The 24,388-nt window shown below is 71.0% G+C and carries 18 protein-coding genes, 1 tRNA gene and 1 pseudogene; 7 read left to right on the forward strand and 13 right to left on the reverse strand.

Features of this window, described 5'->3' with window-relative positions; all coding sequences use genetic code 11:
- Positions 1 to 2 precede the first annotated feature (2 nt).
- Positions 3 to 977, reverse strand: a complete 975-nt coding sequence (locus J2X36_RS15630) for a S1C family serine protease (RefSeq protein ID WP_132254300.1) — start codon at positions 975 to 977, stop codon at positions 3 to 5.
- A gap of 294 nt (positions 978 to 1,271) precedes the next feature.
- Here J2X36_RS15630 and J2X36_RS15635 point away from each other — a divergent pair, with 294 nt between their 5' ends.
- Complete coding sequence (locus J2X36_RS15635) at positions 1,272 to 1,823, forward strand: sigma-70 family RNA polymerase sigma factor (RefSeq protein WP_132254299.1); 552 nt, start codon at positions 1,272 to 1,274, stop codon at positions 1,821 to 1,823.
- Positions 1,820 to 2,518: an anti-sigma factor domain-containing protein gene (locus J2X36_RS15640; RefSeq protein ID WP_310351292.1), complete on the forward strand. Its 699-nt coding sequence runs from the start codon at positions 1,820 to 1,822 to the stop codon at positions 2,516 to 2,518. The genes J2X36_RS15635 and J2X36_RS15640 overlap by 4 nt, the downstream gene beginning before the upstream one ends.
- A gap of 183 nt (positions 2,519 to 2,701) precedes the next feature.
- On the opposite strand, the gene J2X36_RS15645 is transcribed toward J2X36_RS15640, so the two are convergent.
- The 3 genes from J2X36_RS15645 to uvrA all read right to left on the reverse strand — a co-directional run bounded on the left by J2X36_RS15645 (position 2,702) and on the right by uvrA (position 8,090).
- Positions 2,702 to 3,265 (reverse strand): fasciclin domain-containing protein, encoded by a 564-nt coding sequence (locus tag J2X36_RS15645; protein ID WP_310351295.1) that lies wholly within the window; start codon positions 3,263 to 3,265, stop codon positions 2,702 to 2,704.
- A 246-nt stretch (positions 3,266 to 3,511) separates the two neighbouring features.
- Entirely contained in the window at positions 3,512 to 4,462 is a 951-nt protein-coding gene (locus tag J2X36_RS15650; protein WP_310351296.1) for a transporter, read from the reverse strand.
- Between the two features lie 559 nt (positions 4,463 to 5,021).
- The gene (gene uvrA / locus J2X36_RS15655) at positions 5,022 to 8,090 is read right to left on the reverse strand and encodes an excinuclease ABC subunit UvrA (protein ID WP_310351298.1); all 3,069 of its coding nucleotides are present in this window, start codon (positions 8,088 to 8,090) and stop codon (positions 5,022 to 5,024) included.
- A 461-nt stretch (positions 8,091 to 8,551) separates the two neighbouring features.
- Between uvrA and J2X36_RS15660 the strand changes: the two genes are divergently transcribed.
- Together J2X36_RS15660 and J2X36_RS15665 are read left to right on the forward strand one after the other, a co-directional pair.
- Positions 8,552 to 10,609 carry a nitrate- and nitrite sensing domain-containing protein gene (locus J2X36_RS15660; RefSeq protein ID WP_310351299.1) on the forward strand — a complete coding sequence of 686 codons (2,058 nt, stop codon included), beginning with the start codon at positions 8,552 to 8,554 and terminating at the stop codon, positions 10,607 to 10,609.
- 84 nt (positions 10,610 to 10,693) lie between these two features.
- A pseudogene (locus tag J2X36_RS15665) lies at positions 10,694 to 11,857 on the forward strand (efflux RND transporter permease subunit); the annotation flags it as partial.
- A 1-nt stretch (position 11,858) separates the two neighbouring features.
- On the opposite strand, the gene J2X36_RS15670 reads toward J2X36_RS15665, so the two are convergent.
- The 3 genes from J2X36_RS15670 to J2X36_RS15680 all read right to left on the reverse strand — a co-directional run bounded on the left by J2X36_RS15670 (position 11,859) and on the right by J2X36_RS15680 (position 16,642).
- A complete protein-coding gene (locus J2X36_RS15670; RefSeq protein ID WP_310351301.1) occupies positions 11,859 to 14,651 on the reverse strand; it encodes a PAS domain-containing protein in 2,793 nt (930 codons plus the stop codon).
- A 145-nt stretch (positions 14,652 to 14,796) separates the two neighbouring features.
- Complete coding sequence (locus tag J2X36_RS15675) at positions 14,797 to 15,615, reverse strand: Crp/Fnr family transcriptional regulator (protein ID WP_310351303.1); 819 nt, start codon at positions 15,613 to 15,615, stop codon at positions 14,797 to 14,799.
- Positions 15,616 to 15,772: 157 nt separating this feature from the next.
- Entirely contained in the window at positions 15,773 to 16,642 is an 870-nt protein-coding gene (locus J2X36_RS15680) for a GH25 family lysozyme (RefSeq protein ID WP_132254291.1), read from the reverse strand.
- Between the two features lie 212 nt (positions 16,643 to 16,854).
- On the opposite strand from J2X36_RS15680, the gene J2X36_RS15685 reads away from it, so the two are divergent.
- The gene (locus J2X36_RS15685) at positions 16,855 to 17,298 is read left to right on the forward strand and encodes a DUF488 domain-containing protein (RefSeq protein ID WP_310351307.1); all 444 of its coding nucleotides are present in this window, start codon (positions 16,855 to 16,857) and stop codon (positions 17,296 to 17,298) included.
- An 8-nt stretch (positions 17,299 to 17,306) separates the two neighbouring features.
- Here the strand turns inward: J2X36_RS15685 and J2X36_RS15690 are convergent, their stop codons facing one another.
- From J2X36_RS15690 to J2X36_RS15705, 4 genes are all read right to left on the reverse strand, one after another.
- Complete coding sequence (locus tag J2X36_RS15690; protein WP_310351310.1) at positions 17,307 to 17,732, reverse strand: DUF6894 family protein; 426 nt, start codon at positions 17,730 to 17,732, stop codon at positions 17,307 to 17,309.
- A gap of 77 nt (positions 17,733 to 17,809) precedes the next feature.
- On the reverse strand, positions 17,810 to 18,016 hold the full coding sequence (locus tag J2X36_RS15695; RefSeq protein ID WP_132254289.1) for a hypothetical protein: 207 nt from the start codon (positions 18,014 to 18,016) through the stop codon (positions 17,810 to 17,812).
- Positions 18,017 to 18,136: 120 nt separating this feature from the next.
- Entirely contained in the window at positions 18,137 to 18,598 is a 462-nt protein-coding gene (locus J2X36_RS15700; protein ID WP_132254288.1) for a hypothetical protein, read from the reverse strand.
- A 151-nt stretch (positions 18,599 to 18,749) separates the two neighbouring features.
- Entirely contained in the window at positions 18,750 to 19,031 is a 282-nt protein-coding gene (locus tag J2X36_RS15705; protein WP_310351313.1) for a hypothetical protein, read from the reverse strand.
- 538 nt (positions 19,032 to 19,569) lie between these two features.
- Here J2X36_RS15705 and J2X36_RS15710 point away from each other — a divergent pair.
- On the forward strand, positions 19,570 to 22,689 hold the full coding sequence (locus tag J2X36_RS15710) for a hypothetical protein (RefSeq protein ID WP_310351316.1): 3,120 nt from the start codon (positions 19,570 to 19,572) through the stop codon (positions 22,687 to 22,689).
- A gap of 401 nt (positions 22,690 to 23,090) precedes the next feature.
- Here the strand turns inward: J2X36_RS15710 and J2X36_RS15715 are convergent.
- Positions 23,091 to 23,175 (reverse strand) — tRNA-Leu (locus J2X36_RS15715).
- Positions 23,176 to 23,293: 118 nt separating this feature from the next.
- On the reverse strand, positions 23,294 to 23,599 hold the full coding sequence (locus J2X36_RS15720) for a FliM/FliN family flagellar motor switch protein (protein ID WP_132254285.1): 306 nt from the start codon (positions 23,597 to 23,599) through the stop codon (positions 23,294 to 23,296).
- Between the two features lie 69 nt (positions 23,600 to 23,668).
- Here J2X36_RS15720 and lipB point away from each other — a divergent pair, with 69 nt between their 5' ends.
- Entirely contained in the window at positions 23,669 to 24,388 is a 720-nt protein-coding gene (lipB, locus tag J2X36_RS15725; protein WP_132254284.1) for a lipoyl(octanoyl) transferase LipB, read from the forward strand.

Below are 24,388 nucleotides of genomic sequence, written 5' to 3' on the forward strand. Positions count from 1 at the left end.
CCTCAGTGGAGGGGCGGGCTCATCAGATAGCTCTCCCGGTCTCCGGAGACGACGCTCAGGGCGATCGGGCGGCCCTCGCGGCGCACCGAGAGCGGCACCCGCACTCCCGCCTCGCCGAGGGCCCAGACCTGGCGGAAGAAACCGGCAAGGTCGGAAACGGGCTCTCCGGCGACGGCCTCGACGAAGTCGCCCACGCGCAGGTCGCCCGCCTCCGCCGGACCGTCGTCGGCGAGCCCCATCACCGCGATGCCGTCCTCCGTCTCGGTGGCGTAGACGCCGAGCCAGGGCCGGGGCGGCCGGTTCGGGCGGCCCCGGGCGGCGAGATCGTCGAGGATCGGCGGCAGGAGGTCGATCGGCACGACGAGGTTGATCGGCCGCGCGCCCGCGCTGCCGCCCTGCTGGAGTTGCAGGGAGCCGATGCCGACGAGTTCGCCGCCCGGACCGATCAGGGCCGTACCGCCCCAGTGCGGGTGCGACGGCGCGGTGAAGAGCGCCTCGTCGAGGACGTACTCCCAGTAGCCCGCGAATTCCTGGCGGCCGACCACCTGGGTGGCGACGCTGCGCGCCCGTCCCCCCGCGCCCGCCAGCACCGCCCGGTCGCCCATCTTGAGCCCGGCGGAGCGGCCGATCGGCAGGGCCGGCAGGGCGAGGTCGCCGAGCGCCTGCACGAGGCCGAAGCCGGTGGCCGCGTCGAAGCCCACCACGTGGCCGGGGACCGAGCGCCCGTCATGGGTGGTGAGCCAGACGGTATCGGCCTCCATGACCAGGTAGCCCACGGTGAGCACGAGCCCGTCCTCGCGGATCAGCACGCCGTTGCCCGCCCGCTCGGTGCCGAGCGTCTCGGCGGTGAAGGCCTCGGCCGGGACCCGGGTCGAGAGGGCGACGACGGCGCTCAGCGCCCGGTCGAGGTCGTAGCCGTAATCGGCGGGCTTGGGCTGCACGGATGCGGGGATCCTCCAGTCGCCCTGCGAGGCCATGGCGTTTCCGTCCTTCCTGCGTCTCGGGGACATGACGAGACGGCCTGAGATAGGTCGCCGCTCCGGGCCCGACAGGCTCGCGCGGCGACGCCACCCACAGGTTGTGCCAGCGGAAGCGTATGGCGCGCCGGGCGGCTCTGCTCTACGATCCGGCCGCCGGCGGAGAGGGCGCGAGACCCGGGGCGCCGGCTGCGGAAACGCTCCGTCCTTGCCCAGCCAGGCAGGGCTCCCGGGCGCGTGTGCCGCATGTCCTGCCGAGAGCGCCGGCGCGCGCGAGAGGAAGGTTGAAGTCCCGTGCGCGACGACGCGACCCTTGAGCGACTCCTCGACGCGGTCGCGGCCCGGGACGAGGCGGCGCTTCGCGCCCTCTACGATCTCACCGCGCCGAAACTTCTCGGCGTGATCCTGCGTATCCAGCGCGACCGGTCGGCTGCCGAGGACATCCTTCAGGACGTCTTCCTGCGGGTCTGGCAATCGGCGGGCTCGTACGTTCCGGAGGCGGGGCGCCCCCTGTCGTGGCTCTGCACGATCGCGCGCAACCGCGCCATCGATGCGATCCGCCGCAGAACCGAGGCGCAGGGGCCGGTGCACGAGGATGGGGAGGATTGGTTGGAGCGGCTCGCCGATCCTCACGACAGCGAGGACTCGATCCTCGGCCGGGACGCCCTGCGGGCCTGCCTCGCACGGCTCGATCCCGCGCACCGGGATTGCGTCGTGCTGGCCTATTGCGAGGGCTTCTCGCGGGAGGACCTCGCCCAACGCTTCGAGCGCCCCGTCAACACGATCAAGACCTGGCTGCACCGCGCGCTGGCGAGCCTGAAGGGCTGCCTGGAGGCCGTGTCGTGAGCGCGGGACAGGAGGGGCGGGAGCCCGGAGAAGACCGCGCGGGAGAATATGTCCTCGGCACCTTGACGCTCGCCGAACGGGTCGCCTTCGCGCGCGATCTCGCCCGGGATCCGGCCCTCGTCCAGGCGGTGCGCGATTGGGAACGGCGCCTTGGCCCCCTGAGCCTCGTCGCACCCGAGATCCGGCCCGGGCCGCATGTCTGGGAGCGGATCGCCCGTGCGCTGCCCGGAGGCGCGGCGGCCAACGACAACCGCGTCCGTGCGCTGACGCGGCGCCTGCGCCTCTGGCAGGGCGGGGCCGCCGCTGCGGCGCTCGCAGCCGCCGGGCTCGCCCTCGTCATCCTCTCGCCCCGGCCCGAGCGACCGGACGGAGCCCGCTACGTCGCCGTGGTCACGAGCGGCGGTGCCGCACCCGCCCTCCTCGTGAGCATCGACACCGCGACCGGGCAGGCCGCGGTGCGGCCGGTGGCGGCCGAGACGCCGGCTGGGCACAGCCTGCAGCTCTGGTACGTGGGCACCGACGCCGTCCCGAAGCCGCTCGGGCTGATCGGCGCCGACGCGGCCCGCCTCCCCCTGCCGGCGGGCGCCCGGGCGGGCGAGGGCGTCTTCGCCGTCTCGGTCGAGCCGCCGGGCGGCTCCCCGACCGGGCTGCCGACGGGGCCTGTGGTCTACACGGGCAAGCTCATCCGCGAGTGACCGCGATCCGCGAGTGACCGCGAGATCAACGTGAACGGGCCCCGCCTCGGGGAGGCGGAGCCCGCAGCTTGATGTGCCTCGCGTGGCCCTGGAAGCCGGATCCGGCGCTCCGCACCGTCCGGACGGAAGGCCGCACACGCGGACGGGCGCCGACCCCGCCGCGCGGGGCCGGCCCCTTTCCGATCAGGGCTGCAGCACGCCGTTGATGACGTGGATGACGCCGTTCGACTGCATCACGTTGGCGATGGTGACGGTCGCGGTGTTGCCCTTGGCGTCGGTGACGTAGACCTTCTTGCCGCGGGTCGAGACCGTGAGCGGCGCGCCCTGCACGGTCTTGAGCTGACCTTCACCGCCGCCCTGCTTGGCCAGCGCCGTCAGGTCCTTCGCGGTGTAGGTGCCCGGCACGACGTGATAGGTGAGGATCGCGGTGAGCGTCGCCTTGTTGGCAGGCTGGACCAGCGTCTCGACGGTGCCCGGCGGCAGCTTGGCGAAGGCGGCATTGGTCGGCGCGAACACGGTGAAGGGGCCGGGGCCGGCCAGGGTGTCGACGAGGCCCGCCGCCTTCACGGCCGCCACCAGCGTGGTGTGATCCTTCGAGTTGACCGCGTTCTCGACGATGTTCTTCGACGCGTACATCGGCGCGCCGCCGACCATCGGGTTCTTGGCGAGCGCGGCACCGGGCAGCGCGAGGCCGATGGCGAGGGCAAGGGCGGCAGCGCGGGTGCGGCCGGCATGCAGGATGACCATTGAGCGTAACCTCTCTTCTGACCCCTACGGGGGCGGACGCAGGCCTCTACGGGGCTCTGCGAAGGAAGGTTTCGCGCAATCGAACGCCATTGCGGAATTTTTTCAGCTTCGTTCTGCGCGCGCACGCGGATCAGGATCGGTCGGCACGGCCCAAACGAGAAGCCGCCCGACTCCGAAAGGAGCGGGCGGCTTGGTGACCCTGCCGGATCCGGCCCGAGTCGCCTCGGGCCGGGTTCGGAAGATGCCTCAGTACTTGCGGATCAGCGGAGCCGGGGCCGGAGCCGGAGCGGCAGCCACGGTGTAGAGCGGCGCAATCACGCGGAACCAGCCCTCGGTCGCCTCGGCGCCGGCGACGCGGTTCACGATGTGGCGGGCGGCGTAGCCCTGGACCGTGAAGGGTCCGAAGTCGTAGCCGATAAGGCCGCCGAGAGCGAAGTAGCCCTGGCGCGCGCCGCCGAGGGCGACGGGCGAGAAGCGCGAGGTGTTGGAGAGGTCGGTGGTGCCGTAGCCGATCGCACCGATCTCCCACTTGCCGAACTTCTTCGTCGCCGTCAGGTCGAGGTTGAGGGCGTCCGACGGAGCGTACGGGCCGCGCCGGAGCGCGCCACCGGCCGGGAAGAACCCACCGGAGAACGAGGAGGGCGTGTCGTAGAAGTTGTAGGTAAGGTTCGCGGTCAGGTTCCAGCCGTCGCCGGTGTAGCTGATGGCGAAGCCCTGGCGGTAGGTGTTCGACGACAGGATCGGCAGGCAGCCGATGCCGCAGCCGCGACCCGCGTTGAGCTCGTTGAGGTACACACCGGCGAGGTAGCTGACGCCGACGTTGTTGCCCAGATCCCAGGCGAAGATGCCGCCGACGAAGGTGCCGACGTTGATGCTGGTGTCGAGAGCCGCACCGTTACGGCCGCGGCCGAACGAGAAGACGGTCGGCGGGGCGACGGCGAGCTCGACGCGGGCGTCGAGGATCTTCCACGGGGTCGACCACAGCAGGATCGGGATGTTGATCCCGACATCGACCGGCGAGACGTCGGGCGAGCGGTACAGGAACGTGTTCAGCGCGTAGACGCCCTCGGGGAGCGGGGCGCCGACCGCGAGGCCGACCTGCTCACCCGGAACCGTCGTGGTCTGAGCGAAGGCGGCGGTCCCGGTCATACCGACGGAGAGCGCGACCGCTCCCGCGGCGAGCCAGTTCTTCATCATTTTGTCTTTCCTTCCCAAGGATTTCAGGCGTGCGCCCCGTAGCCTTGTGCACAACATTGCCGGTTTGCCGACCGCGTCGGCTTCCGCCCCAATGGTGCCAAGCGCCCCCTTACGGCCCCACCTCAAGTCTCAACGCTGAGAACTATTCTACAGCCGCGCTCGGAATGACAGTGGAATGCCTCGCATCCGGGCAGATCGGATCGGACCGTTGCGCAAAAGCCGCATTTTTGCCGCGTTGCAACAGCCCGGCCGCCGGGAGGCCCAAGGCGCGGGGCGGCGGCCATGGCGCGGGGGCCGGCGCCTCATCCGGAAGAATAACGCAGATCGCTCAAGCTCTTGCCGGGCGTCCGCGATCCGGGACGATTGCGCAGTTGCCCCATGGAAATCGGGCAAGGCCGCGTCGGCGGACGGCCCCGCGGACACGGGAGATCCGGGCTCGAGGGAGGTGCGGGCGGCTACCGCGAGGGCCCGCTTTCGGTCGAATCGGGCGGGGTGGGGCGGTCCCGCGGCGAATCGGACGGTCGCGGCGCCGGACTGCGCCACCCGGCCCCCACCCGTCTCACTCGGCGGCCGCGCGGCCCCCTGCCGGCATCGCGGCCGCGGGACGGCGGGCCAGCACGTCGCGCAGGAAGCGCCCGGTGTGGCTCGCGGTGGATTTCGCGATCTGCTCCGGCGTGCCCTCGGCCACGACGACACCGCCGCCGTCGCCGCCCTCGGGACCCATGTCGATCACCCAGTCGGCGGTCTTGATGACCTCGAGGTTGTGCTCGATCACGACCACGGTGTTGCCCTGGTCCACGAGCTCGTGGAGCACCTCCATCAGCTTGGCGACGTCGTGGAAGTGCAGACCGGTGGTCGGCTCGTCGAGGATGTAGAGGGTGCGGCCCGTGGCACGCTTGGCGAGCTCCTTCGAGAGCTTCACCCGCTGAGCCTCGCCGCCGGACAGGGTCGTCGCCTGCTGGCCGACATGGACGTAGTGCAGGCCGACCCGGGCCAGCGTCTCCATCTTCTCGCGGATCGAGGGCACCGCCTTGAACAGGTCGGCCGCCTCCTCGACCGTCATGTCGAGCACGTCGGCGATCGACTTGCCGCGGTACTTCACCTCGAGCGTCTCGCGGTCGTAGCGCCGCCCCTTGCAGACGTCGCAGGTGACGTAGACGTCGGGCAGGAAGTGCATCTCGATCTTGATGACGCCGTCGCCCGAGCAGGCCTCGCAGCGCCCGCCCTTCACGTTGAAGGAGAAGCGCCCCGCCTGATAGCCGCGGGCCTTGGCTTCGGGGAGCCCTGAGAACCAGTCGCGGATCGGCGTGAAGGCGCCGATATAGGTGGCGGGGTTCGAGCGCGGCGTGCGCCCGATCGGCGACTGGTCGATGTCGATGACCTTGTCGAGGTGCTCCAGCCCCTCCAGCCGCTCGTAGGGGGCCGGGTGCTCCAGCGCCCCGTTCAGCTTCTTGGCCACCGCCTTGTAGAGCGTGTCGATCACGAGGGTCGACTTGCCGCCGCCCGAGACGCCGGTGATGCAGGTGAAGGTGCCGAGCGGAATCTCGACGGACACGTTCTTGAGGTTGTTGCCCCGCGCCCCCGTCAGCTTCAGCTTGCCCTTGCGGGCCTTGCGACGGGCGGCGGGCGTGCGGACGCTGAGCTCGCCCGTCAGGTACTTGGCGGTGAGCGAAGCGGGATGGGCCAGCACCTCCGCGGGCGTGCCCTGCGCAATGATCTCGCCGCCGTGAATGCCTGCGCCCGGGCCGACATCGACCACGTAGTCGGCCTGCAGGATCGCATCCTCGTCGTGCTCCACGACGATGACCGAGTTGCCGAGGTCGCGCAGGCGCTTCAGCGTGCCGAGGAGCCGCTCGTTGTCGCGCTGGTGCAGGCCGATCGAGGGCTCGTCGAGGACGTAGAGGACGCCCGTCAGTCCCGAGCCGATCTGGGAGGCCAGCCGGATGCGCTGGCTCTCGCCGCCGGAGAGCGAGCCGGAGCCGCGGGCAAGCGTCAGGTATTCGAGCCCGACATCGACCAGGAAGGTGAGGCGGTCGCGAATCTCCTTGAGGATCCGCACCGCGATCTCGTTCTGCTTCGGGCTGAGCTTGTCCGGCAAGTCCGAGAACCAGCGATGCGCCTCGCGCACCGAGAGCGCGGTGACCTCGCCCACATCCTGCATGGCGACCTTCACGGCGAGCGCCTCGGGCTTCAGCCGCTTGCCGCCGCAGGCTTCGCAGGGAGTCTCGCCCATGAAGCGTCCGATCTCCTCGCGGGAGGCGTCGCTCTCCGTCTCCTTGTAGCGGCGCTCCAGGTTCGGGATCACGCCTTCGAAGGGCTTGTTCACCGCGTAGGCGCGCATCCCGTCATTGTAGTCGAACCGGATCGACTGGCGGCCGGAGCCGTAGAGTATCACCTGCCGCGCCTCCTCGGGCAACTCGCCCCAGGGCACGGTCGTCTTGAAACCGTAATGCTTGGCGAGCGCGTCGAGCGTCTGACCGTAATAGGGCGAGGTCGATTTCGCCCAGGGCGCGACGGCGCCGCGCTTGAGGCTCAGCGCCGAATCCGAGATCACGAGTTCGGGATCGATCCGCATCTCGTGGCCGATGCCGCCGCAGGTCGGGCAGGCGCCGAAGGGATTGTTGAACGAGAACAGCCGCGGCTCGATCTCGGCGATGGTGAACCCTGAGATCGGGCAGGCGAAGCGCGAGGAGAAGGTGATCGATTCGGGCTCCCCGCCCTCGGGAGCGTCGGCGAATTCGATCAGCGCGACGCCGTCTGCCAGTTCCAGCGCCGTCTCGAAGGATTCGGCGAGCCGCGAGCCGATGTCGTCGCGCACCACGATCCGGTCGACCACCACGTCGATGTCGTGCTTCAGCTTCTTGTCGAGCTTCGGCACGTCGTCGATCGGGACCATCTCGCCGTCGATGCGCAGGCGCTGGAAGCCCTTCTTCTGGAACTCGGCGATCTCCTTGCGGTACTCGCCCTTGCGGCCCCGGACGACGGGAGCGAGCAGGTAGAGGCGGGTCTTCTCCGGCAGCGCCAGAACCCGGTCCACCATCTGGCTCACCGTCTGGCTCTCGATGGGCAACCCCGTGGCCGGCGAGTAGGGGATGCCGACCCGTGCCCAGAGAAGGCGCATGTAGTCGTAGATCTCGGTCACCGTGCCGACCGTGGAGCGCGGGTTCTTCGAGGTCGTCTTCTGCTCGATCGAGATCGCCGGCGAGAGCCCGTCGATCTGGTCGACGTCGGGCTTCGACATCATCTCGAGGAACTGGCGGGCATAGGCCGAGAGCGATTCGACGTAGCGGCGCTGCCCCTCCGCGTAGATCGTATCGAAGGCGAGCGAGGACTTGCCGGAGCCGGACAGGCCCGTGAACACCACGAGTTTGTCGCGGGGAATCGTCAGATCGACGTTCTTCAGGTTGTGCTCACGGGCACCCCGCACCGAGATCACCCGGGTGTCGCGGGCCGCGTCGAACAGGGCACCGAGCTTGGCATCGGCGGCCACCTCGCGGGCCTGCTCCGCCTCGGCCTCGTTCGCGACGGGCGAGGCCACCGCCCGGGGCTTCCTGCCGGATCGCGTGCTCGGGCCCGCATCCGGCTGCGCGGCGGATTTCGGGGCGGCTTTGGCGCTGGCTTTTGCCATGGGCAGGCAGGTCTCTTCGCAGTCTGTCGGTCGGCGGCGAGCCGAATGCGTCCCGGCCGGCGAGCCGGTCCCCGCGACGCGGAACCGCGTCGGCAGGCCAACGCGTCACCGGCCCCGCGTTTCGATCGAGGCGCAGGATTTCTTCGGACAAGGGCAGGGCACTGTCCGACACGATCCTGCTTAGAACAAACACGGTACAGGAGCAAACCCGGGACCGGGCCGGCCGATACGCGGGCGCTATCCCGATGTAGGAAGCGTCAAGCCCGAGTCCAACCGGTCTCCGACGCGCGGGTCCCTGCTGGCCGCGCCCTCCTCGACAGTCCCCGCGCCTCTTCAGGGATCTTGAATGCTCAAATTTGATTCTTATGACCAAATGTTGAGCAGAATCTCGAAACGGAAACGCTGAATTTACATCACCGCGCCGATCCAGATTCGGGCTGCAATTCTGGATTGATATCGGCATGAGAACGGGTGGTTTCATCGCGTCCCTGCGGGGACGCATCCTGGCCGTGGCGCTCGCGCCCTGCCTCGCCTTCGCGGTGGTGGCGGCCCTCGCCGTCTCCGATCGCCTGGAGCAGCGGGCCGGCATGGAAGCGGTCCAGGATCTCGTCGGCCTTGCCTCGCAGGTCAGCGCCTTCGTGCACGAGGCCCAGCGCGAGCGCGGTGCGTCGAGCCTCTTCCTCGGCTCGAAGGGCAGCCAGTTCAGGGCGGAGCTCGCCGCCCAGCGGACGCGTACGGATGCGGCCCGGGCGGACCTCGCGGGCGCGGTCTCGGCATCGGCGAGCGCGGGATCCGGCGGGCCTCTCGCACGGCAGGTGGCGCAATTCCGGGAGGATCTCGGGCGCCTCGAGGGACAGCGGAAGGCGATCGACGCCCTGGAGCCGACCCCGCCCCAGGCGATGGCCTACTTCACCGGGCTCATCGGCCAGGGGCTCGGCATGGTGGGCGAGATGTCGAAGACCGCGAGCCACGCCGGCATCGCGAATCGCCTCGCCACCTACGCAGCTTTCCTCTCGCTCAAGGAATTCGCCGGCCAGGAGCGGGCGGCCGCCTCCGCGATCGTCGCGGGCGGCAGCCTCGATCTCGCCGGGCTGAAGCGGCTGACGACGCTCGCGGCCAACCAGGGGACCTACGAGGCCCTGTTCCGCCTGCGCGCCGAGCCCGCCCAGACCGCCGCCTTCGAGACGGCGGAGGCGGCGGAATCCGCCCGCGAGGTGGCGCGCCTGCGCAAGCTCGTCCTCGACACGCTGCCGGGCGAAGGGCTCGCCTTCCGCGACAGCCCTCTCTGGTTCAAACTCGCCTCCCAGCGCATCGACGCCTTGAAGCGCGTCGAGGACGGCCTCACCGGCGACCTGCTGGCGGTTGCCGGCGCCGTGCGGGCACAGGCCGACCGCAGCCTCGCTCTCTGGGCCGGGGCCGGGCTCGCCACCTTCCTGCTCTCCGGCGCGCTGGCCTTCGGCCTCGGCACCGCCATCGCTCGCCCGCTGGTGCGGATGTCGCGGGCGCTCACGGCGATCGGCCGGGGCGAGGAGGACGTGGCGATCCCCGAGGGCGGCCCGCGCGAGGTCCGGTCCATCGCAGCGGCGGCGGCCGACTTCCGCGACAGCGTGCGCGAGCGGCACCGGATCCGCGCCGAGCAGGAGCGGATGACGCAGGAGAGCGCGGCCGCCCAGCGCGCGGCGGCCTTGAGCCTCGCGGACGGATTCGAGGCGCGGGTCGGCGGCATCGTCGCGGCCGTCTCCTCGGCCGCCACCCAGCTCCAGGCCGCCGCGGGCGGCATGGCGCGGGCCGCAGGCGACACCGCTTCCCTGAGCGCCCGGGTCGCCAACGCCTCGCAGGAGGCAGCCCTCTCGGCCGACACGGTCGCGGCGGCGACGGAGGAACTCTCGGCCTCCGTGCGCGAGATCGGCACCCAGGTCACCGCCTCGGCCGACCTCGCGGCGGCGGCCGAGCGCGACGCCGCGGACATGGCCGGGGAGGTGCACCGCCTCGCGGCCGCCGCTGGCAGCATCGCCCAGATCGTCGGGCTGATCTCGGACATCGCCGGCCAAACGAACCTGCTGGCGCTGAATGCCACGATCGAGGCGGCGCGGGCAGGAGAGGCGGGCCGCGGCTTCGCGGTGGTGGCCGCCGAGGTGAAGAATCTCGCGAGCCAGACCGCGCGCGCCACCGACGAGATCGCCGCGAAGGTCTCCGAGATCACCGCCTCGACGACGACCTCGGTCGCGGCGATCGACGGTATCACGGGCGTGATCCAGCGCCTCGCCAGGATCGGCGGGGACATCGCGGCGGCCGTCGAGGAGCAGGGCGCGGCCACCGCCGAGATCGCCCGCACCACGGCGCAGACGTCGGCAGGCACCCGCGCGGTCTCGGGTCACATCGCGGGGGTGAGCGAGGCGGCCGGAACCGCAAGTGTCGGCTCGGCGCAGGTGCTCGCCGCCGCGGGCGACCTCTCGGCGCAGGCGAACGACCTGCGCGCGGCCGTGGGCAGCTTCCTCGCGACGGTGCGGGCGGCCTGAGGGCGCGCAACGCGTTCTCCTCCTCGGTGGGAGGGGAACGCCGGCTGGCGGCCCGTGCGGGACGCCTCAGTTCCGGGCTTCCGGCGCATCGTCAACCCCTCGCCGCTGGCGGGCCTCGGCTCGATCGGTGGCCTGACGCTGGAGATCCAGGACCGCAACGGCACGGGCGGCGTGAAGCTCGCCCAGGCCGACGACCGCTTCCTGGAGGAGGTGACGAAGCTGCCCTCGATCGGTCGCGCCCTGCCGACGACGAGCTACGGAGTGCCCCAGCTCCACTCGAGATCGACCGGGCCAAGGCCGAGCAGCTCGGCGTGCCCCTGCAGCCCCTGTTCGACGCGCTCGGCACCTATGTGGGCTCGTCCTTCGTCAACCTCTTCAACCGGTTCGGCTACGTCTACCAAGTCTACGTGCAGAGCGAGGCGAGCGGCCGGCGCACCATCGAGGACGTCGAGCGCCTGACCGTCCACAATGGCCAGGGCGAGCCGGTGCGTCTCGGTTCCCTGGTCCGGGCCCGCTTCGTCAGCGGCCCGACCGCGCTCCTCTCCTACAACACCCACCCGGCGATCGAGGTCGCGGTCGACACCGCTCCGGGAGCGAGTTCCGGCACCGTGATCGCGGTGATCGAGCGGCTCGCCTCCGAGAAGCTGCCCTCCGACTACGCCGTCGCCTGGACCGAGGTCGCCTTCCAGGAGAAGATCGCGGGCGGCAACGCGCCGCTGATCTTCGGCCTCGGCGGGCTGATGATCTTCCTGCTGCTCGCCGGGCAGTACGAGTCGGTGCGCCTGCCCTTCGTGATCCTGCTCGCGACGCCGGTGGCGATCTTCGAGGCGGTCGGCTTCCTGGCGCTGAGGGGCTCCCGCTCGACATCTTCGGGCAGATGGGGCTGCTGCTCCTCGTCGGGCTCGCGGCCAAGAACGCGATCCTGCTCGTCGCCTTCGCGGAGGATCTGGCCGGAACCGGGGCGAGGATCCGCTGAAGGCCGCCCAGGACGCGGCCCGACTGCGGCTCCGCCCGATCCTGATGACGTCCTTCGCCTTCATCCTCGGCGCGGTGCCCCTCGCCATCGCCGGCGGGGCGGGGGCCAATGCCCGCCTCTCGATGGGCACGGTGGCGATCGGGGGGTTTTTGGTGGCGACCCTCGTCACCCTGTTCATCACCCCGACCTTCTACGTCGCCGCTGAGCGGCTGCTCGGTCGGAAGCGGGCGGAGGCCGGCATGGCACCGGAGGCGCCGCAGCCGGCGGAGTAGCCTACTCCGCCGCCTGGAAGCCGGAGAGGGGCGCCGTCACCCGGCAGACCACGCCCGCGGGTTCGAAGGCGAGGGCGACCTCGCCGCCGACCGCGCCGGCCAAGCCCCGCTCGATCAGGCGGGAGCCGAACCCCTTCCGCGAGGGGGGCGAGACCGGCGGGCCGCCGCTCTCTGTCCAGGCCATCCGGACGAGCGGCTCCGCGCCGTCGGCCGCGATGTCCCACTCCACGGCGACCCGGCCTTCGGGGACGGACAGCGCGCCGTACTTCGCGGCGTTGGTGGCGAGCTCGTGCATCATCAGGCTGAGCGAGAGCGCCGCCCGCGGGCCGACCTCGACCGCGGGTCCCCGGACGGCGAAACGGCCAGGCTGGCGATCGTCGTGGAGCGAGAGGGCGCCCGCGATCACCGCGTCGATCCCCGCGCTCTCGCGCTCGCCGGTTAGCAGGAGATCGTGAGCCTTTCCGAGGGCGATCAGGCGGGCCGCGAGGGCCTCCTTCGCCGTCTCGAAATCGGGCGCGTTGCGCAGGGTCTGCGCGGCGATGGCCTGAACCATGGCCAGCGTGTTCTTGAGCCGGTGGCTCAGCTCACGGTTGAGAAGGCGCTGCTGGTCCTCGGCCTGGAGGCGGCCGAGCGAACCCCAGACCCGATCGGCCACGTCGCGCGCGAAGGTAACCTCCGCCGGGACCCAATCCCGCGCCGTCGGCGCGTAGACGTAGAGCACGCCGCCGAGGCTGCCTCGCTGGACGAGGGGGATCTTGAGGAGGCTGCGCGCGCCCAGCATCGCGTAGGCCTCAGCCTCCTGGGCCAAGCGCGGATCGGCCGCGATGTCGGCCACCGCCAGGACCTCCCCCCGCCGCAGGGCCTGCAGCGTGCGGGGAAAGCCGGCGAGGGAGCGGGCGCCCGGATCGGCGGGCGAGGGCCAGCGCGCGACCGCGCGGTAGCTGCTGTCCGGCAGGTCGATGTCGCAGAAGCCAGTCTCGGCCACCCCGAGCGTCCGCCCGAGAATGCCCACAGCCTCTGCCAGCATGGATTCGCGGGTGGGGGCATCGCGCAGGACGTCGCCGAGCACGATCAGGGCTGCCTGGCACACGTCGGCGACGCGCTCCTGCGTGATATCCTCGATCATCGCCGTCGTCTGGATCGCGTCGCCGAGAACCTGCGAGACGAGGTTCACCCGCCCCCAGATCAGGCGCCCGTCGGCACGCCGGTAGCGCTTCTCCAGGGTCTCCTGCATGATCTCGCCGTTGGCGAGGCGCCGGTGCAGGGCGTCGCGGGCGACGGAATCCTCCTCGGGCGTCCACTTCGCCACGGAATGGCCGACGATGTCCTCCGGCTCCGCGCCCCAGATCCGGCAGAGCTTGGCGTTGACCCGCAGCGCCGTGAGGCTGCGGGGATCGAGTTGCACGATGCCGACATTGGCGCCCTCGAACACGGCCCGGAACTGCGCCTCGCTCCGGTTGCGCTCGGTCATGTCGAGCATCGCGCCGATCATGCGGAGCGGCTCGCCCTGCTGCCCACGGACCATGTAGCCGCGGTCGAGCACCTCCGCGTAGCTGCCGTCGGCCCGCAGGAAGCGGTACTCGTGGCTCCACTCGCTCTCCGCCCCGTCGATCACGGCGCGAATGTCGGCATGGACCTGTGTTCGGTCATCCGGGTGGACGTGGTCGATCCACCACGCACCGGTCGGCTCGACCTGCTCCGGCGCCCAGCCATAGGCCGTCTGGAGTGCCTCGTTCCAGAGGACGTGATCGGCGACGAGGTCCCAGTCCCAGATCGCGTCGTTGGTGGCGCGGGTGACGAGCTGGTAGCGGTCCCGCGTCGCCTGCAGGGCGAGTTCGGCCTCCTTGCGGGCCGTGATGTCGAGGACGGTGCCGACGATGCGCGTCGCCCGCCCCCCCGACACGACGAGGCGGCCCCGGGCGGCGAGCCAGCGCAGCGCCCCGTCGGGCCCGACGGCCCGATACTCGCTTTCGAAGACGCCGCGGCCCATCGGGTCGAGGGCGGCCTGTAGGGCGGCCTCCACCCGAGCCCGGTCGTCCGGGTGAAGGCGGGCAAGGAAGGTGCCGGCGTAGCTCACCGGCTCGCTCGCGCCGACCCCGAACAGGGCGCGGGTGCGCCCGTCCCATTCGAGGTGGTCCGCCACGAGGTCGTAGTCGTAGATGCCGATGCCGGTCGCCTCGATGGCGAGCCGCATCAGAAGCGCGCTCTCGCCGAGGCGGATCGCACTCGCGTTGCTGATCTCCTGCGTCTCGTGGCGGCGCCGGATATCGTCCTCGCGTCGGGACACGGTCCGGCGCAGCTCGATCAACGCCGTGACCTGGCGGCCGAGCGCGCGCAAGCCCGCCTCCTGGCCCGGCGTCAGCCCTCGGGGTCGCGGCGCCTTGTCGAGGACGCAGAGGGTGCCGAGGCCCAGGCCCTCCGGCGTGTCGAGACGCACGCCGGCGTAGAAGCGAAGGGCCTGCGCGCCGGTGACCAGCGGATTCTCGCGGGTGCGGGGATCGGCGCTGAGATCCGGGATGACGAGAAGCCCGGGCCCGGCAAGGGCATGGACGCAGACCGAGCTGTCGAGCCCGGTCTCGCAGGCCTCGAACCCGACCCGCGCCTTGAACCATTGCCGGTCCGCGGCGACGAGGCTGACGAGGGCGACGGGCGCCGCGCAGAGCTCGCTCGCGACCAGCACGATGTCGTCGAACCCGGCCTCCGGCGGGGTATCGAGGATGTGGTAGCGCGCAAGGGCGGCGAGCCGTTCCTCGGCGGCGCTCGACTCGGCAGCGTTTCGGTCGGCGTCTCTCATCGGGGGGAGATGGGGAGGGTCCGGGCGGGCTCAGGCAAGGGGGTGCGGGCAGCCGCTCATGTCCGGACGACCGAGGCCCGCACCGTCCCGGTCGGCCTAACTTTCGATTGTGCGCAATTCAAGGCATCCCCGTGGATCCGATCCCTCATCGGTCGGCCTTCTCGGTCATCGAGGCCAGGGCGAGCGAGCGCGCCTCTCGGGCATCCTCGGGCGGCCGGACCTTCAGGAGATGTCCCTTCGGCCCGTAGACGGCGCCGAGCACGGTCTCGAAGTGGCGCTTGACGTTGCCGTGACACTCGCAGGCGGCGTTTTCCAGGCTCGTCCGGTTCAGGATGGTGATGCGCCCGCGCCCGACCTCGATCAGCCCCTGCTGCTGGAGCGTGCGCAGGATCCGGGTGAGGTAGGTTCGCTGCACGCCGAGCATCGCGGCGAGCAATTCGTGCGTGATCGGCAGGGTATCGGCGCCGATCCGATCCTGCAGGGTGAGGAGCCAGCGCAGGCAGCGCGCCTCGATTGGATGGAGGGCGTTGCAGGCGACCGACTGCAGAACCTGCGCCAGAAGGCAATCGGAATAGCGGGTGAACAGGTTGCGCAGCGTCGCCGAGCGGCGCTTGGCCTCCTGCAGCCGGGTCGCCTCCATGCGCAGCACGGGACCGCCGATCTGCACCACGGCGTGGGTCGAGGCGGGCAGGCAGCCGTTGCTGACGACGCCGCCAACCGCACCCTCGCGGCCGATCGTGGCCGTCTCGGCGCTGCGGCCATCCTGCATCGCGATCACCAGGGTGGCGACCGTCTGCTCGCAGGGGAACGAGATGGCGGACACGGCGCTGCCCGCCGAGAACAGGGTGTCGCCCTTGGCATAATGATGGCGCTCAAGGTGCGGCCCGAGCAGCGCACGATCGTCATCGTGCAGCGCCTTGAGAAGAAGATTGCCTTCGAAGAGGGGGTCGAACGCCGACGACATAGGCTACGCTGCTGGAACGAGTGCTTACGCATGTTCCCTACAGCAGCGTTTCAGGCTTAGTCTGTCTACTTGTAGACAGACCACTGAACAATTTCGCGGTGCCGCGCGGCAGGGCTGGCGGGGATGCGCCCAGGCCTCGCGGGACGCAGGCGTGTCGCTACTTTCCGGAGCAGAGACCCTGTGCCGTCAGGCTGCGATGCTCGCGCGGATCGCAATCGGTCGCGAGGAAGGAAGCCCACTCGGCGGGCGTCCCGTAGAACGCGTTGCGGTCCACGTCGCCGCGCACGCCGGGCACCCGGCCCGTCGAGGTGAATTGCCAGAGCATCCACTTGCGGTTGGCGAAGCGCTGCTCGGGCTCGGCAGCTGTCGAGCGGACCCAATGGGGATAGTCGGGCAGTTCGTCTTCCAGCACGTCCTTGTGGAAGGTGATGTCGGTGTAGATGATCGGCCGCTTGCCCGTGTAGCGCTCCATCTCGGCGAGCATGAAGCGGATCATGCCGAGCGCCTGCGCCTTCGGCAGACGGCGCGGGCAGGTTTGCGAGTGGCCGTTCCACTCGACGTCGAGCACCGGGGGCAGGGCGGAGGGGTCGTTCGGGACGTTGCGCTTGAACCACTCCATCTGGTCCTGCGCGGAGCGGCACCAGTAGACGAAGTGGTAGGCGCCCCGAGGCACGCCGGCCCGGGCGGCCCCGTCCCAATTCTCACGGAAGCGTTCGTCGACGTGGTCGCCGCCCTCCGTCGCCTTGATGAAGGCGAACTGGGTGCCGGCGCCGCGCACGGACGCCCAGTCGACCGGCCCCTGCCAGCGGGAGATGTCGATGCCCTGGACCGGGTGGCGCTTGGCCCGGGCGACGCCCGGATGGGGCTTCGCGTCGCCCTTGGTGGGATAGAAATCAGTGTTGGCGGCGCAGGCGGCGAGGCTCGCGAGGAGGCCGGCGGCGAGCACCCGCTTCGCGCCGGCGCGCCAGCGGGCCAAGGGGCCGCGCGGAGCGTCAGCTGTCAGGGAGGTCCCGTTCCACTGCGACATCGATGCCCGGCCCATCGTCCTATGCGCCACAATCACGGGTATTCGATGCCCCTTGCGCGGTTAACAGACCTTTGCGGTCATTGCGGCGGAATTCCGGAAGTCGTTGCAGGCCGGTGACATGGAGGCCCGCCGGCGCCGCGGGACCGCCCCTGGCGCGACCGGCCGCTCGCCTTAAGTTGCAGCCGCGCCTCGCGTTTCGAAGGATGGTGCCGTTGAGCAAGACCCTGTTTACCATCGGCTACGAAGGCCTCGACCCGGAGCGGCTGCGAGGGGCGCTGAAGGAGGCCGAGATCGGCCTCCTCGCCGATGTCCGTGCGGTGGCGAACTCGCGCAAGCGCGGCTTCTCGAAGGGCGCCCTTCGTGCCGGGCTGGAGGAGGCGGGGCTCGGCTACGCCCATCTGCGGGAGCTCGGAACGCCGAAGGCCGGCCGCGAGGCCGCGCGCGCGCACGACGCCGCGCTGATGCGGCGGATCTACTGCGAGGAGGTGCTCGACACCGCCGACGGGGGCCTAGCCCTCGAGGCGCTGGCCGAGATGGCGGCCCGGCAGCCCGTCTGCCTGCTCTGCTTCGAGCGCGACCCCGAGAGGTGCCACCGGCGCGTCCTCGCCGAGCGCCTCGCAGGCCACGGCTTCGCCGTGGTCGACCTGTTCGGCTGAGGCGCGCCTCAGCGCCCGCCGTCGAATCCGAGGGAGAAGCGCGGCCGGGCCTGGAGCGCGCGGAGGGACTCGGCCCACAGGGCCCGCCAGCCGCGCAGGCGGCGCTCCAGGCGCGCCCAGTTGGCACGCAGGAGATTGGTCGCGGCAGGAGGACGGATCGCGGCGGCCCGGGGCAGGGCGCGCAGGGGCTCCGGCGCCGCCACGGGCACGTAGATCGCTTCGAAGAAGGAGAGCTCGAAGGCCTCCGCCCCCTCGGCATCGGTGACGACCATGGCCGCGTTGAGGAGGCGCGGCTCGCCCCCGTGCTGGGAGACGAGGGCGCGCACGATGGTGCGTGCGGCCGCCCGCGCCGCCTCGGCGTCGGGCAGGCACTGCCCGGTGCGCTCCGGCAGATAGGCGTCATCGAGGCGGATGTTGAAGAAGAAGCGGGGCATGGCAGGCTCTCCCGGTTCGTCTGGGGCGCAAGGCCCGCGCGGGCCGCCCCTCGTCGGAGGATCGGAACGTCCGCCGCTCAAGCGGCTTCGGCACCCTCGGTGGCCGGACGTGCGGGAGCTTTCGGGCTGAAGGCGTCGGCCAGCCTGTTGAGGCGCTGGGCCATGTCCCGCACCTCGTTGAGGGCGATGGCTTTCTGGCCTTCCTTCACCGCGCGGGTGATGTCGCTGATCTGCGTCGTGGCGATGCGTTTCAGCTCCGCGGCGAGCTGGTCTTTCGTCAGCATTCAGGATCCCGTGGCTGGTCCCTCGGCCGCTTCACCCGGCCGGGCTCGTGCGCGGACCTTGCCTCCGCGCGCGTTACCAGCAGGTTTCGACCCGGGGATCGCCGGACCCGGAACGGCCGCTCACCCGAACAGGTACATCAACCCGGGCACGCACGCCGCGCCGGTCGCGAGGCCGAGCATCCAGCGCTCCGTTCGGTAGCCGGCGATGGCGCGCAGCCGACGCGCGGTGAGATCGGCCCGGAGTTGGCGGCCGTTCACGCAGGAGCAGAGGAGGCGGTGAGCCTGCCCCTCCCGCAGCCCGAAGAAGCGGCGGGCTTCGCCGTAGGTATCGTTCATCAGGCCGCTCGCGCGCAGGAGCGGATCGGCAAGGGCGAGGCCGACCGGCGAATTCTCCGAACGCAGGGTGCCCCGGCGCGGCCAGGGGACCAGTTCGACTTCGGGCAAGGTCGCGAAGACGCGGTGTGGATCGCGCTCCAGGATCTCGGCCCACCGCTCCAGGCGCGCGCGGCGCGTGGCGAGGAGAGGGGGCTGAGACGTGACCTCCGCGACGGCCTGAAGCCGATCGACACCCCTGTGTTCCATGGCGAGCCTCCCGTTGGATCGGGCCCGGGCCAGCGGGCCCGAATGCCCGAAACCGGGAGACTCCGCCCGGCAACGCGGAACCGCCTTCACTTTGTTTAAGAGCGGCAGGCCGGGGACCACAGCACGGGCGATCTGTCGCCGGGTCCCTCGATCAAGCGCGCGCGACCGCCAGATCGTCCGAATCGAGGTCGACCATCGCATCGGGCGCACCGTCCCGGTCGAAGCGCCGGCTCGCTGCCGCCTCGACCACCTCCCGGCAGCGGCCGTAGAGGACGAGGGGATCGGCGGCATCGCCGCCGAGCCGGGCCCGCAACGCGGCGATCGGCACGCGTCCCGCGACGATGCGCTGGCCGTCCGTCATCGAGAAGCGGATGTGCTCGGAAGTGGCCCGGTCGATATGCGGGTCGTCGAAGCGATTGTGGGAGAGCGGCATGCGGCCTCCGGCGTCGACACGGTTAACGCAACCTTTCAAGTGAGCGCGGGCGCGAGCAGTCAAGCATCCGCACGAAACAGTACGAATCTCCACCGTCAGGGCGCTCCGCACGTCGCTAATACCTCCCATCATCGATTGCGGCTGCCTGTTGCCATCCAGCAACAGAAACGCCGCCAAGCCCGCTTCGAAGGTCAATTCAGAGCGGAAATGACCAGACAACACATCAGATGGCGAGACGTCGCTGATGCAATTCCACCAGATCCGGGATGACCAACACAGGGCGATGCCGCGACACGAGCAGGGCATGGAAAACAGAAAAATTCCGCCCCTACAACGGAATTGAGGCGGCTAATCCTATCGTATTCAAGATAATATCGGCATGCGGATGGCGTTTCCATAGTCGAAATGCGTCGAATCGCGGTGTTGTGGAGGGAATTTCAGCACAGCTCCTAGGCTTTTAACCACAGGTTGTAATCTTAACCGCACATTAAGGTTTCCGGGACGTTGAATGGTCCAGAAGACAATCTAGGGTTATCAAATGTTGGACATTTTTCGTTCAAAAGTTGGATCGGCCGGACGTCGTGGCGGGCAGGGCGGAAGCCCGAAACCGATCTCGCTCCTTGCCTGTTCCGTCAGTGCCCTCGCCCTCGTCCCCACGGATGCCAGCGCCCAGGCGCCGGGGCTGATCGACGTCTGTGCAGGGCTCGGCGTGCGTCTGCCGCAACTCCAGAGCGTGGGAGCGGTCACGCCGGGGCTCCCCCTCGGGCTCAACACCGTCCTGGATGGGCTTGTGAACGGGCTGAACCAGAACGTGGTCGCGCCCCTCTCCGACGTCACGCTGCGCGTCGGGGTTCTCGACGCGAACGGCAATCTGGCGAGCGTGGCGAGCCCCGGCGGATGCAACCTCCGCGCGTCCACTCTCTCCCTCGACGCGAGCAGGGGTGTCGCGATCGGCGCCGGCCGCGTCAGCGGGCTCGGCAACCTCACGGCGATCGCGCCGAGCGCGGGCGCCGTGAGCGCCGTCGCGATCGGGGACGGGGCCGTCACGGCGGTGGGAAGCCACGATGCCCTGGCCCTGGGAAACGGCGCCGCGGTGACGGGGGGCGGCGGCATCGCGCTCGGCCTTCGCGGCCGCGTCGAGGGCGATGACGGGATGGCGATGGGCACCGACGCCGCGGCGACGAGCCCCGGAGCGGTCGCACTCGGCGCGCGCAGCACGGCGACCGTCGCGGGCGCGGTCGCCCTCGGCGCGGGCACGATCGCGAACCGGGTCGCCCTCGGCGGTGGCTCGGAAGCGTTCACCGGCACAATCGTGACGTCGACGAGCGGCGCGGTCTCCGTGGGCGCGGTCGGCGCCGAGCGCCAGATCACGAACGTGGCGGGGGGCACGCTGCCGACCGATGCCGTCAACCTGCGACAGCTCGCGAGCGTCGGCGGCAACCTCGCCGCCTCGCTCGGGGGTGGAGCGGCCTTCGATCCGACGACTGGGCGCTACACGCCGCCGACCTTCACGGTGCAGGGGACGGGCTACGCCACCGTCTCCGGCGCGATCGGCGCCCTCGACGGGAGGATCGACGCGAACGCGGCGGCGATCACGACGCTCGGAACCGATCTCGGCAGCCTGCGCAGCGGCCTCGACGGCGGCACGATCGGCCTCGTCCGGCAGGATCCGGCAACCCGCACCCTCACGGTCGGTGCGGGCACGGACGGCGCCACGCTGAATATCGCCGGCACGGCCGGCAACCGCCGGGTGACGGGCCTGTCGGCCGGCCTCGGCGCGAGCGATGCCGTGACCCTGGCCCAACTCGACGCGGCGGTCACCGTCTTCGGCTCCGGTCTCGCCAGCCGGCCGGTCGCGGCGACCAACGAGTCGGGCCGCCTGCCGGCCGCGGCCACCGGCACCGACGCCCTCGCCCTCGGCTTCGGAACGACCGCCGCGGCTGCCCATTCGGTGGCGCTCGGCAACGGCTCGGTGGCGGCCGAGGCCGGCACGGTCTCGGTCGGCACGTCCGGTGCGGAGCGGCGGATCGTCCACGTCTCCGCGGGCACGCTGGCGGTCGGCTCGGCCGATGCCGTCACGGGCGGCCAGCTCTTCGCGACCAACCAGCAGCTCGCCCAGCAGGGGGCGGACACGGCACGGGTGAGCGTCGCGCTCGGACATCTCGGCACCGCCGTCGCGGCAAGCCTCGGCGGCGGCAGCCGCTACGATGCGATGGCGGGCACCTGGAGCGCGCCGGATTACCGGATCCGCGGCAGTTCCTACGCGGATGTCGGAAGCGCTCTCGGGACCGTCGACCTCGCCCTGGCCCGGACCGCGAGCGACCTGGACGCCGTTGCCCAGCAGGTCGCGAGCCTCCAGAGCAGCAGCGTCGGGGGCGCTTCCGGCGGCGGGACCGGCCTCGTGCAGCAGCCCGCTCCCGGCGCGCCAGTCGCGATCGGGCGAGGCACGGGCGGGAGTTCCGTCGACGTCTCGGGCACCGAGGGCCCTCGCCGCATCAGCGGCGTGGCGAGCGGGGTCGCGCCGAGCGATGCAGCGACGGTCGGGCAACTCGATCAGACGGCACAGGCCTTCGAGGCGCGATTGAAGGATTTTCCCGTGCGCGGCAACAACTCGCGCGGGGCCGCGGCGCCGAGCGCCTCGGGCCGGGATGCCTATGCCAGCGGCTACGGGGCGGCGGCTTCGGGCACCGGCAGCGTCGCGGTCGGCTCCGACGCCACCGCACACGGCCTGGAGACGACCGGGCTCGGAACGGACAGCGCGGCGACGGCCGATCGCAGCACGGCGATCGGGGCCCGCAGCGTGGCGAGCGGGACGGACAGCGCCGCCTTCGGCCAGGGCAGCCTCGCGGCGGCGATGGGAGCGACCGCGATCGGCACCGGCAGCCAGGCGACCTGGGAGGGCGCGACCGCGATCGGCACGGGCGCGCGGGCCGTCGCCGATCCGACCACGGCGGTCGGATACCAGGCGCTTGCGGGCGGCAACGAGGCCTCGGCCTTCGGCGCCTACGCGAGCGCCACGGGCGACGATTCCACCGCGCTCGGCCGTTCGGCCACGGCGAGTGCGGCCGGCGCCACCGCCGTCGGCGTCGGGGCGAGCGCGCAAGGGGCGGACAGTCTCTCCCTCGGCCGGGGCGCCCGCGCCAGCCAAGCGAACGCGATCGCGATCGGCGCGGGCGTCGCCACCACGCGAGCCGGGCAGGTCGCGGTCGGGAGCGAGCGCAGCACCTATACGTTGGCGGGCCTCGGGACGGCCGCCAGCCGCGCGGCGCAGACCGGGGCGACGCGGTTCGTGACGGCGGACGCCAACGGCAACCTCGCCCTCGCGGAGTCCGGCCCCGCCAACCTCGCAGGCCTCCAGAACCAGATCGGGGCGCTCGGGGCACAGATCAACGGCCTCGGCCAGTACGCGGCGGCGAGCCGGCGCGAGGCCCGACAGGGCATCGCGGCCGCGATGGCGTCCACCGCCGCCTCGATGCCGTCCCAGCCCGGCCGCACGACCTGGGCCCTCAACGGCGCCACCTTCCGCGGCGAATGGGCCGGCGGCCTCGCCCTCGCCCACCGCCTCGACACGTCGATCCCGATCGCCCTGACGGCAGGCTACAGCTACAGCCAGAGCAGCTCTCAGGGGGTGCGGGCCGGGCTGGCGGGGGAGTTCTAGGGTCCCTGCCGGGGCACCATGGCCTGGGTTCGCTCGGCGAACCGGGCGAAGCGCTCGGCGCAGACCCATGCGCGCAAGCGCGATCGGCAGACCCATGCGCGCAAGCGCGATCGGCAGACCCATGCGCGCAAGCGCGATCGGATGAGTCCATCGTCCACGGTCGGGCCGGATCACGCGCCCCGATCACGCTCGGTCTCGCGGACCGAACTCCTCAGCGTTTCACCAGGCTAACGTGGGAGTCTTTATTTCGCAGGTAGCTCCGCCCTCTCAGGAGCTGGAACCTCGCGCAAACCCGTTCCAAGACATCACCTGACCACACCTCGCAAATCGGTCTCCAGACCGCACTCAGCGAAGCTTCGAAGGATCCGAAGATGAGAGGAGAAACACCAACAAAATCAAGTTGGTGCGGCCAAGAGGACTCGAACCTCCACCCCTCGCGGGACTAGCACCTCAAGCTAGCGCGTCTACCAATTCCGCCATGGCCGCATCGGCGCCCGTGAGGGGCCGGGCTCCCGGTTCGTCCGGTCCGCGGGGCGGGCCGTTTCTCGGGGAGCGGCGCAGCGGATAACAGATCGAATCCGCCCCGACAAGCGCCGCGTTGCAATCAGACCGGCTCCAGATCCGTCTCGATGAGCGGAACCGCCCCCTCGCCGATGCTGACGCCGGGCGTGCGGATCACCTCGGCCTTGCGGATCAGTTCGGTGACCTCGACGGAGATGCGGTTGCCCGTCACCACGATCTGGCCGCGGGCGATCGGGTGGTCGTTGGCGAGGATCTCGACCATATCGGTCTCGGTCGACTCGAGTTCGATCACCGCGCCGCGTCCCATGCGCAGCAGCATGTGCAGCGGCATGTGGCTGCGCCCGAGCACGACCGTGAGATCGACCTTGAGGTCTTCGAGAACCGCCACGCGACGCACGCCCCGCACTGCCGGCGACGGCCGGCTCGGAGCCGACTGTCCACGCATCATGGTGAAGTCTTGGTAAACGACGCCGTCTCCCGCCTCGCCACAGCGCCCGATGCCTTCCGGCCGCGGCCCGGTTCGCCGCCGGTGGCGTGGCGGGTGAGCGAGGATCTCGTCGCCTACGAGGCTGCGGTCGCCGAGATGGAGGCGCTGGCCGAGGCGATCCGAAGCGGAGCCGCGCCCGAATGCGTCTGGCTCCTCGAGCACCCGCCGCTCTACACGGCGGGCACCTCGGCGCGAGAGGCGGACCTCGTCGAGCCCGAGCGCTTTCCCGTCCATCGCACGGGGCGGGGGGGGCAGTTCACCTATCACGGGCCCGGCCAGCGCGTGGCCTACGTGATGCTCGATCTCGCGCGCCGACGCACGGACCTGCGCGCCTACGTCGCCGCGCTCGAAGCCTGGATCATCGCGACGCTTCAGGCCTTCAACGTGCGTGGCGAGCGCCGGGAGGACCGGGTCGGTGTCTGGGTGCGCAGGCCCGGGAAGGGGGAGGGCGCCGAGGACAAGATCGCGGCGATCGGCATCCGGGTGCGGCGCTGGGTGAGCTTCCACGGCATCAGCCTCAACGTGGAGCCGGATCTCTCGCATTTCTCGGGCATCGTCCCCTGCGGCATCCGCGGCCACGGGGTGACGAGCCTCGTCGATCTCGGCCACCTCGTCAGCCTGCCCGAAGTCGACATGCAGTTGCGCGCCGCCTTCGAGACGATCTTCGGCGAGACCGTGCTCGTGCCCTGA

The sequence above is a fragment of the Methylobacterium sp. BE186 genome (genome assembly GCF_031457035.1).
Classification (GTDB): Bacteria; Pseudomonadota; Alphaproteobacteria; order Rhizobiales; family Beijerinckiaceae; genus Methylobacterium; species Methylobacterium segetis.